Raw genomic sequence first — 10036 nt, 5'->3', positions numbered from 1 at the left:
ACGCTCCTCGCCGTCGCGGCGGCCGCGACCCAGGGCAATGCCGGCGCGGCCCGGGTCGGCTCCGCGGTGTCGGTGGGTCGCGCCGCCCGCGGGGGCGGCACCACCACGCTCACGCTCCGACGCCCGGAGGACCCGGTGCCGCTGCTCGATCAGCTCGTGAGGCTGCGGGACGAGGGCCTGCGCCGCCCGCTGCCGCTGCCGCTGGAACCGGCGTTCACCTTCGTCGACAACGACGGGCCCGGTCGCCGGAGCCACTGGGCCCTGAACAGTGCGCGCAAGGTCTTCGACGACACCTACGGTCCGCGCCACGACCGGTACCTCAAGCTGGCCTTCGGCGGCGATGTCCTGGCCGACGTCGAGTTCGACGTCCTGCTCGAACAGGCGGCACCTGCCGACCGCGTCCTCGGCGGGGTGGAACTCGCTCTGGCAGAGGGCGAACCGCTGTTCGCCGGCCTGGCCCGTGCGGTCTGGGCTCCCGTCGGACAACACCGGGAGGGGACATGAGACGCCCGGAGCCCTTCGACATCACCGCCGAACTGCCGCAGCACACCACCGTTCTGGAGGCGAGTGCCGGAACGGGTAAGACCTACGCGATCGTCGGGCTCGCGGCGCGATATCTCGCCGACGGGATACCGATCTCGGAGATGCTGCTCGTCACCTTCAGCCGGGCGGCGACCGCCGAACTGCGGGAACGGATGCGCGCCCGTGTGCGTGAACTGCTCGACGCCCTGGCCGATCCCGCCGAGGTTCTGTCCGGGCCCGCCCAGGCCGATGACGACGCACTGCTGCGGCAGCTGGCGAGCGGTACCCCGGAGGAGGTTCGCACGCGCCGGAGGAACCTCGCCCGCGCACTGAGCGACTTCGACGCCTCGACGATCGCCACCACCCACACGTTCTGCAACCGGATGCTGGAGGCACTGGGCTTCCTGGGCGAACGAGAACTCGTCTACTCCATCGTCGAAGAGGTCGACGAACTCACCGAGGAGGTCGCGCTCGACCTCTATCTGCGCGGCTTCTGGGCCAGCGACTCGCCGGAGTTCAGCTTCGCCGAGGCACGGGAGATCGCGCGCGACGCCGTCCGCCAGGCGTCGGTGCGACTCGCGCCGGACGAGAGCACACTCGCCGACGGCCCGGCCGCCGACCATGTCGCGGCCCGGCGGGTGAGCTTCGCCAAGGCCGTGCGGCAGCACGTCGAGACCCGCAAGCGGGACGCCCGGGTGCGCACCTACGACGACCTGCAGGCGATCCTGCACCGGATCGTCGGCGACGAGGTGGTCGGCGGCCGTGCGTGCCAACGGATCCGCGACACCTTCTCGGTGGTGCTCGTCGACGAATTCCAGGACACCGATCCGCTGCAGTGGGACATCTTGCGCCGCTGCTTCCACGGCCATCGCCGGATGATCCTCGTCGGCGACCCGAAACAGTCGATCTACGGTTTCCGTGGGGCCGAGGTGCTCAGCTACCTCGCCGCGGTGTCGTCCGCCGACACCCTGAAAGCGCTCGATGTGAACCGTCGCTCCGACGGCGCACTCGTGCATGCCCTGGAGCACCTGTATGGCGAGGCGACGCTGGGACATCCCGACATCGTGGCGCGCCCGGTCCGGGCCGCCTTCGCCGGCAGCCGGCTCGAAGGGCGTCCGCCGTTCCGGCTACGGGCTTTTCTCCGCCGGGATTTCACCTCTCTCAACTCGTTCAACCTCCCCGGTGTCAAGGAGGTGCGGTCACGCATCGCCGCCGACGTCGCCGACGACATCGCGAACGTCCTGGCCCGGGGCGACCGGATCGACCTGAACGGTGTCTCCCGGGCGGTCGACCCCGGCGACATCGCCATCCTCGTGCGGCTCAACAGCACCATCGAACCGCTGCAGCGAGAGCTCGCCGAACGCGGCATCAACTCGGTGATCGGGTCGGGTGTCAACGTCTTCTCGACATCGGCTGCCCAGCATTGGCTGTGGGTGCTGCGTGCCGTCGAACAGCCGTCACGCTCGGACCGGGTGCGCATGGCCGCCCTGACCACGCTCTTCGGGTGGTCCACCGAACGGGTGGCGACCGCCGCGGAGCCGGAGGTCGCCGAGCTCGGTGCCGAATTATCTATGCTCGCGCGGGTTTTCGCGCAGGGCGGATTCGCCGCGATGGCCCAGCGCCTGTTCGACGCGCATGAGGTGGCGGCCCGGGTTCTCACCGTCGAGAACGGCGAACGCACCCTCACCGACCTCATCCAGGTGTCGGCGCTGTGCAACAAACACGTCGTCGAAACCGGTGGGGGACTGAGCGCCCTCGTCGAGTGGCTGACCGAACGGGTCACCGACACCTCGTCGCGCCAGCGTTACGAGGACCAGAGCCGACGCCTCGACCGCGACACCCAGGCCGTGCAGATCATGACCGTGCACGCGAGCAAAGGGCTCCAGTTCCCGATCGTCTACGTGCCCTACGGGTGGGACGGCACCTGGATCAACGACCGCGGCAACATCACCTACCACGACGAGACGGGAACCCGGCGGCTCGACGTGGGCGGCCAGCAGGCACCGGACCGCGCCGCACGACGCCGTCGCTACGCCGACGAGGTGGCGGGCGAGGATCTACGTCTTCTCTACGTCGCGCTCACCCGCGCCCAGTCGCAGGTCGTGGCCTGGTGGGCGCCGTCGCGGAACACCACGACCGGGCCGCTGCACCGGTTGATCTTCGGCCGCGACAACGCCGTTCGATCCTCCACCGGGGACCCGGAATGGACGGTCGCCGGGGAGGTACCGATCCCCGAGTCCGACGCCGACTGCGTGAGCATCCTGCGCACCCTCACCGCGCGGGATCCGGCGATCTCGGTCGAACCGGCCGGCCGACTCGACACGGACACCGTGGCTCCGGCCGCAGGCGACGGAAACAACCCCGCCGTGTTGGCCGCCGCGCACTTCGACCGCCGGATCGACCAGGACTGGCGCCGCACCTCGTATTCGGCCCTCACCGCCGACGTCGCCCACGGCGCGCACGGTTCACCGGGTGGGCCGTCGACCTCGGTCGTCGAGACCGGCAGCGAACCCGACGACGAGGTGACCGACATCCTCGACGACGAACCCGTCGCCCTCCCGGGCGACCTCGCAGATGACGTCGGAACCGACTCGGCCGCAACGCGTCCCGGGATGCCGTCGCTGATGAACGGTCTGCCGTTCGGCGCCGCCTTCGGAACCCTCGTCCACGAGGTCCTCGAATACGTCGACACCTCGGCGCCGGACATCGACGCCCATGTGCGAGAACTCTGTTCGCGGGCGCTCGGCGCTCTCGCCGGCGACATCGACCCCGACCGGTTCGTCGGCGCCCTGATCGGCGTGCTCACCACGCCACTCGGGTTCGGCGACCTGTGGAGCATCGACCCTCGTGATCGTCTGGCCGAACTCGACTTCGAACTGCCCCTCGGCCCCGCGGACGAGGCGCCATCAGGAGGCGGCACGACCCTGGGCCGTCTCGCCGACCTGATGGAGGAGCATCTGCCGGAGGGGGACCCGCTGCGTGCCTACGCCGACCACCTGCGCGCGGTGCCGGGCCGGCGCCTCCGCGGATTCCTCACCGGCAGTATCGACTCGGTGCTGCGAATCCCCGACGGCCGCTACGTGATCGTCGACTACAAGACCAACCGCATCCGTCCAGGCGATCTCGTGGTCGAGGACTTCGATGTCGAGGCCATGGCCGGGGAGATGATCGCCGCCCACTATCCACTGCAGGCCATGCTGTACTCGGTTGCGCTGCACCGGTATCTGCGCTGGCGGGTGCCGGACTACGACCCGGCCCGGCACCTCGGACCGGTGCAGTACCACTTCGTGCGCGGCATGGCCGGACCGGACACCCCGCCCGGTTGCGGTGTCTTCGAATGGATGTTGCCCGCCGGGCTCGTCGTCGACCTGTCCGACGCGCTGGCCGGTGCGGATGCCGGTACCGGGGGGAGGGGTCGATGAGCATACCCGATGTCCAGCGCGTCGATTCGGAGACGGGCACGCTCGCCGACTGGAATGCCGCCGGGTTGCTCGCCGCCGCGGATCTGCACATCACCGACCGATTGGTCCGGATGTGCGGGGAACCGGTGTCCGACGCTGCCCGTCTCGGCGCCGCTCTGGCTGTTCGCGCGGTCCGTCTCGGGTCCACGTGCCTCGCTCTCGACCGCATCGGGGAGCTGGCTGCGGGGGAAGACTCCGCAGAGGTCGAGATGCCCTCGCCCCGTGAACTTCTGGACGCGTTGGCGGTGAGCCCACTCGTCACCGGCAGCGACGCCGGACCGCTGCGGCCGCTCGTGGTCCGCGATTCCGCCGACGGCCCACTCGTCTATCTGCAGAAGTACTTCCGGCAGGAACAGACGATCCGGGAGATCCTCGACCGCCGTTCGCAGACTGCACCCTCGGTGGACACGGTAGCGCTTCGCGAAGCCGTCGCGGCGGTCTACTCCTCGCCCGACGACGGTGCCCTGCAGAAGCTGGCCGCCGCGGTCGCGGCGACCCGCTGGACAACGGTTCTGGCCGGCGGTCCGGGAACGGGCAAGACCTACACCGTCGCCCGCATCCTCGCCGTCCTCGACCGTCTCCAGGGCCCCGGCCTGCGCATCGGACTCTGCGCACCCACCGGGCGCGCTGCTGCTCAGCTCCAGGCCTCTGTCGAGGCCGAGTCCACTCTGCCGGTCACCGCCCACGCGGTCACCCTGCACTCGCTGCTCGGCTGGCGTCCCGGCTCGAATCCCCGGTACGGACGGGGGCGCACCCTGCCGCACGACGTCATCGTCGTCGACGAGACGTCGATGCTGTCGATGACCGCCATGAGCCGTCTCCTCGATGCGGTCCGTCCCGACGCGCGGGTGGTGTTCGTCGGCGATCCGCACCAGTTGGCCTCGGTGGAGGCGGGCGCCGTCCTGGCCGACCTCGTCGAACGAACCGACCTCCCGGCAACCGATGGAACAGACGGCCCGCCGGCAACACTGACGCAGGCGTTCGACGCCGTGGGCCTCGACCCGGCGGCCGAGGACCTCGATCCCGACGACGTCGCACGCCTGGCCGACGGCGTCATCACGCTCCGGCGGCAGTTCCGGTTCGGAGGCGGGATCTCGAAGGTCGCGGCCGCCGTCAACGCGGGAGATCCCGACGCTGTCCTCGAGTTGGTCACCTCACCGGACATCGACGATGTCGAACTGGTCGCCCCCGACGACCTCGATGGAGTGGCCGGCGACATCATGTCGTGGGGACGCGGCCTGCGCAGTGCGGCTCGCGCGAGCGACGCGGCGGGAGCTCTGGACGCCCTCGACTCTCACCGGGTCCTGTGTGCGCATCGCGAGGGCTCGTGGGGTGTGCGCGGATGGACGACGCGGATCACCGACTGGCTGGGCACGACCGAGGCCGAACACATGGGTTGGTATGTGGGACAACCGATCCTGGTGACCGCGAATGATCGCCAGACCGCGACCTTCAACGGCGACACCGGTGTCGTCATCGCCGACCCGGACGCGGACCCGCAGCTTGCGAATCGTCCCGGTGCGTCGGATGCGGTCCGGGTGGCGTTCCGGCGCGGCGGCGAGGTCCGCCTGCTGCATCCCACGCAACTGGCCGACGTCGTGTCGGTTCACGCGATGACCATCCACCGCAGCCAGGGCAGCCAGTTCGATCAGGTGACCGTCGTCCTGCCGCCGGCCGGTTCCGAGCTGCTGACCCGCGAGCTCCTCTACACCGCGATCACCCGTGCGCGAAGCCGCGTGCGCATCGTCGGCACCGCCGAGGTGCTCGCCGCGGCCGTCAGTCGACGCGTCCAGCGGGCCAGCGGGTTGCGGTCGACGCTCAGCGCGATCTGATTTCGCGCTCCCTGAGGTGCGAGCGGGGTCAGATCAGTTCACACCCACCCGGCACGAGGTCGCGGCGTTGATAACACTCGACGCTGAGGAGTTTGTGCTGGATGTCGTCGGGCAGCGACATGAAGCCGGCGATCGCGCGGCTGCGGTCGACCTCCGACCGGTGTGCGGTGACCCCCGCCTTCTTGCGTGCCGCCAGGTCCGACACGTCGACGGTCACGTCGATCTCGGACTCCGGTGTGCCGGGCAGCTGATCGCGGGGAACCTCGGGAAAGAGGCTGGGGGCGAGCAGGTCCATCATCCACTCTGGGATCGTCGCGAAGTACAGGGAGCGGACCCGCCAGGCCGGCCCGGCGCGGTGGTAGAGCTTCGTCGAGGCGGCGGCGTCGGCCGCGGCACACGCCAGCCGGTGGGCGTGGACGTGGTCGGGGTGGCCGTAGATGCCGAGCGCGTCGTAGGTGACGACGATGTCGGGTTGGAGTTCGCGGATGTGGGCGGTCAACGCCCGGACCTGCTCGTCGAACGACGCCGCGCAGAGCCGTGGGGTGTCCGGTGCCGATTCGGGCCGGCGGTCGTCGGCGTACCCGAGCATGATCGGCGGACGCGGCATGCCGAGGATGTCGACGGCGTCGGTCAGTTCACGGTGGCGGATCGTCCCCTCGGCCCAGGTGCACATGACCAGGTCGGCCTCGCCGCCGGCGTCGACGTGACGGGCGGTGAGTCCGCCGGTCCACAGCGACTCGTCGTCGGGGTGTGCATGCACCAGCAGCAGTCGAGGCGTACCCATCCACCTGGCTTCCTGATCGTTCCCCGCGGGTGGTGTTCACTCGCGCACCATCCGCAACCGGGGTAGTCGGTCCCCGACCCAGGGTAGCCACACCGCCGCTCGGTAAAGTCGGTGTCCGTCACGACGTGTCGCGCCGGACCCGCGTCCGGCATCGGTCCCTGCACCGAAATGCCACGTCCACAACCGAACACGTGACAACCGAACACACGAGAACAGAACATGGAGGTCTGCGATGAGCGCTCAGCCCGAAGTTCATGAGTTCCAGGCGGAGACCCGGCAGCTGCTGGATCTCATGGTCCACTCGATCTACTCCAACAAGGACAGCTTCCTGCGTGAGCTGATCTCGAATGCATCCGATGCGCTCGACAAGCTGCGTCTGGAGTCGTTGCTCGACAAGGACCTCGACGTCGACACCTCCGACCTGCACATCACGCTCGCCCCGGATGCCGAGAAGCGCACCCTGGTCGTCGCCGACAACGGCATCGGCATGACCCGCGACGAGGTCGTCGGACTGATCGGCACGCTCGCCCGCTCGGGTACCGCCGAACTGCGCCGCTCACTGGCCGAGGCACGAGAGAAGGGTGTCTCGGACGCCGCGGCCGAGGAACTGATCGGCCAGTTCGGCATCGGCTTCTACTCGACGTTCATGGTCGCCGAGAAGGTCACCCTGGTCACGCGCAAGGCCGGCGAGACCACCGGTACCCGCTGGGAATCGACCGGCGACGGCACCTACACGATCGACGACGTGCCGGACGCCCCGCAGGGCACCTCGGTCACCCTCGCGCTCAAGCCGGTCGACACCGAGGACCACCTGTACGACTACGCCGACAAGACCAAGCTCCGTCAGCTGGTCAAGCGTTACTCGGACTTCATCGCCTGGCCGATCCGCATGGACGTGGAGAAGACCGTCCCCGTCGAGAAGCCCGAATCGGAGTCCGACGAGGACACGGACAAGGCGCCCGAGACCAAGACGGTCGTCGAGGTCGAGACCATCAACTCGATGAAGGCCCTCTGGGCCAAGTCGCGGTCGGAGGTCTCCGATGAGGAGTACCACGAGTTCTACCGGCATGTGTCTCACGCCTGGGATGCACCGCTGGAGACCATCACCCTGCAGGCCGAGGGCACCTTCGAGTACCAGGCGCTGCTGTTCATCCCGACGCAGCCGCCGTTCGACCTGTTCATGCGGGACAGCAAGGTCGGCATCCATCTCTACGTCAAGCGCGTGTTCATCATGGACGACTGCGCCGAGCTGATGCCGGAGTACCTGCGCTTCGTCAAGGGTGTCGTCGACGCCGCCGACCTCTCGCTCAACGTGTCCCGCGAGATCCTGCAGCAGGACCGGCAGATCCGCGCGATCCGTCGTCGACTCACCAAGAAGGTCATCTCGACGGTCACCGAGATGCGGGACAGCCGGCCCGACGACTACCGCACCTTCTGGGACGGTTTCGGCCGCGTCTTCAAGGAAGGCCTCGTCAACGACCCGGACAACCGCGAGGCATTGCTCAAGGCATCGTCCTTCGCGAGCACCTACTCGGAGGAGGAACTCACGACGCTGGCCGACTACATCGGCCGGATGAAGAGCGGTCAGGACACGATCTACTACATGACCGGCGAGTCCCGGCAGCAGATCGTCAACTCTCCGCACATGGAGGCGTTCCGCGCCAAGGGGATCGAGGTCCTCGTCCTGTCCGACCCGGTCGACGAGATGTGGGTCTCGGCCGGTGCCGAGTTCGACGGGAAGACGTTCCAGTCGATCGCCAAGGGCGCGGTCGACCTCGACGCCGACGACGAGGACTCCGACGACAGGTCGAAGGACGAGCGGGAGAAGGCCTTCGCCGACCTGCTGTCGTGGCTGACCACCACGCTGTCCGACGATGTGAGCGAGACCCGGCTGTCGTCGCGCCTGACCGAGTCCCCGGCCTGCCTCGTGGGTGACACGTTCTCGATGTCACCGCAGCTGGAGAAGCTGTACCGGGCGTCGGGACAGCAGTTCCCGAAGTCCAAGCGGGCGCTCGAACTCAATCCCGACCACCCGCTGGTCGAGGCACTGAACAAGGCGTACACGAACGGTGACCACGACAAGCTGGTGCCGACCGCGAAGCTCGTCTACGGCATGGCCGTCATCGCCGAGGGCGGCGAGCTCGAGGACCCCGCCGAGTTCGCGAAGTTGCTCGCCGGCAGCCTCACCGAGTCGTTCGCGGCCGGATCGGATTCCTGATCGGCTTCCCGACACCCCGGGCGGGTCGCCCGGAATGACCCGGCGTAGGTGGACGATCACCATCGGCGTCGGGGCGTTGATCCTGGCGGTCGTGCTGGTGTCCGCCCTCCTCGTGGGACTGTCCCGCGAGGACGGGCGGGCCCGCACGCCCGCCGACGCCGTCCGTACCTATCTCACCGCGCTCGCCGACGCCGACGCCTCGACGGCCCTCGCCGTCGTCACGCCGCGTCCGGACGCCCGGTTCCTCACCGACGGGGTCCTGCGCCAGCAGCGCGCCGAGGCGCCGATCTCCGACATCGAGGTCGACGATCCGGGGGAGTCCGCTCAGACGGTCCGGACGCGCTATCGACTCGGGTCACGTGAGGTCGAAGTGCCCATCAGGGTCACGCGGGCCGGGGACGGCTGGGCCGTCGTCGACGGCGCGGTGAAGGTACGCATCGAGTCACTGCTGGTGCCGAGTCCGACACTGTTCGGAGCTCAGGTGAAGGCCGGGGACACCGTCTTCCTCTTCCCCGGTCCGCAGCGATGGGGTTCGCGGGACACCGACTTCGTCGGACGAACCGCCGACGAACCGCCGACCGGTCCGCACCCGCCGATGACGGTCGAGGTGGTCGCCGAGCTCAGCCCGACCGGGGTGGCGGCGGTCAGCGACGCCGTCTCGGCACAGCTCACCCGATGCGCGGCATCGACCCGTGCCGACGCCGGCGCCGACGTGCCCGGCTGTACCCAGCGACTGTTCCGGTCCGCGGTCGACGGCAGTGTGCGCTGGTCGGTCCCTCGCGACCTGTCGGGTCTGCGGTACCTACTCCGACGCCCCGATGCCGGATCCGGTGCGACGCCGAGCGAGAAGGACCTGGGCACGGTCGACGTCGCGGGCGCGGTCGAATGGCGGGTGGCCTACACGCCGGACTACGACCGGGACGGACCCCGCGTCGAGACGACCGACGTCCAGTACCTCATCGGGGAGGTTGACCTCACCGCCGACACCCCGTCGTTCACCGCCGAGCCGGTGACCTGACCTCGATACGGCCCTCGGGTAGCCCCTCGGACCTCCTCGGTCGGCAGGCTCCTCCGCAGGTTGCGTGGGCGGGGGTGGTTGCTGGTTGCGTGGGCGGGGGTGGTTGCTGGTTGCGTGGGCGGGGATGGTTGCTGGTTGCGTGGGCGGGGATGGTTGCTGGTTGCGTGGGCGGGGATGGCTGCTGGTTGAGTAGGCGAGGAG

General features: G+C 69.2%; 5 protein-coding genes and 1 pseudogene. 5 read left to right on the top strand and 1 reads right to left on the bottom strand.

Annotated elements, in window-relative coordinates:
- The 3 genes and pseudogenes from LQD00_RS01885 to recD form a co-directional block, all read left to right on the top strand.
- Positions 1-504 (top strand): annotated as a pseudogene (locus tag LQD00_RS01885) (exodeoxyribonuclease V subunit gamma); the annotation flags it as partial.
- Complete coding sequence (locus LQD00_RS01880; protein ID WP_232715409.1) at positions 501-3944, top strand: UvrD-helicase domain-containing protein; 3444 nt, start codon at positions 501-503, stop codon at positions 3942-3944. The pseudogene LQD00_RS01885 and the gene LQD00_RS01880, both read left to right, overlap by 4 nt.
- Positions 3941-5815 (top strand): exodeoxyribonuclease V subunit alpha, encoded by a 1875-nt coding sequence (recD, locus tag LQD00_RS01875; protein ID WP_232715408.1) that lies wholly within the window; start codon positions 3941-3943, stop codon positions 5813-5815. Before LQD00_RS01880 ends, recD begins: the two co-directional genes overlap by 4 nt.
- Before the next feature lie 28 nt (positions 5816-5843).
- Here recD and LQD00_RS01870 read toward each other — a convergent pair whose 3' ends face one another.
- Entirely contained in the window at positions 5844-6599 is a 756-nt protein-coding gene (locus LQD00_RS01870) for a PIG-L family deacetylase (protein ID WP_232715407.1), read from the bottom strand.
- A gap of 232 nt (positions 6600-6831) precedes the next feature.
- Here LQD00_RS01870 and htpG point away from each other — a divergent pair, with 232 nt between their 5' ends.
- Both htpG and LQD00_RS01860 read left to right on the top strand, forming a co-directional pair.
- Complete coding sequence (htpG, locus tag LQD00_RS01865) at positions 6832-8817, top strand: molecular chaperone HtpG (protein ID WP_232715406.1); 1986 nt, start codon at positions 6832-6834, stop codon at positions 8815-8817.
- A 34-nt stretch (positions 8818-8851) separates the two neighbouring features.
- A complete protein-coding gene (locus tag LQD00_RS01860; protein WP_232715405.1) occupies positions 8852-9835 on the top strand; it encodes a hypothetical protein in 984 nt (327 codons plus the stop codon).
- The last annotated feature ends 201 nt before the right edge of the window (positions 9836-10036 follow it).

This window comes from Gordonia metallireducens (assembly GCF_021245825.1).
Classification (GTDB): domain Bacteria; phylum Actinomycetota; class Actinomycetes; order Mycobacteriales; family Mycobacteriaceae; genus Gordonia; species Gordonia namibiensis.
Note: the sequence above shows the minus strand (reverse complement) of the source record. Positions and strands in the feature narration are given on the sequence as shown.